Genomic DNA, 467 nt, shown 5'->3' with positions numbered 1-467 from the left:
ATAATGTATTACCTTGCGGATAAGTTTTATGTTCAAAATAAAGGGTTGCTAGATATATATGAAAAAGCAATTTTCTGCGGAAGATTATAAGGTTTTCGTCACGCTTGGAACTACAGTTTTTAGTTCATTAGTAAATGAGATTATTAATATTTCTAGTGAAGTCAAATTAAATGTAATAATCCAAACGCCAGATGCAGATAATTTTTCAAGCTCTGATGATGTTAAGTTTGTTAAGTTCGTTGAGGATGTTGAGAGATTTTATGTTGATTGCGACTTGGTTGTTACCCATGCTGGTGCTGGCTCGATTTATTCGCTTTTAGATATGAATATTCCATTTATAGCAGTTCCTAACCTTGAGAGAGCAGATCACCATCAAAAAGATATAGCGAGTTTTTTATCAGAAAATAATTATGCTAAGGTTTGTAATTTACCGACCGAATTAGGGGGGATTATTGAAAATATTATAT

General features: G+C 32.1%; 1 protein-coding gene. It reads left to right on the top strand.

What is annotated here, in order from left to right:
- Window positions 1–58: 58 nt before the first annotated feature.
- On the top strand, window positions 59–467 hold a 409-nt coding region (gene pssE / locus ASV53_RS24555; protein ID WP_094959035.1), incomplete at its 3' end, for a PssE/Cps14G family polysaccharide biosynthesis glycosyltransferase.

The sequence above is a fragment of the Photobacterium sanguinicancri genome (assembly GCF_002265265.1).
Lineage (GTDB): Bacteria > Pseudomonadota > Gammaproteobacteria > Enterobacterales > Vibrionaceae > Photobacterium > Photobacterium sanguinicancri.
The sequence above is the reverse complement of the archived record's forward strand: the minus strand, read 5'-3'. Positions and strand labels throughout refer to the sequence as shown.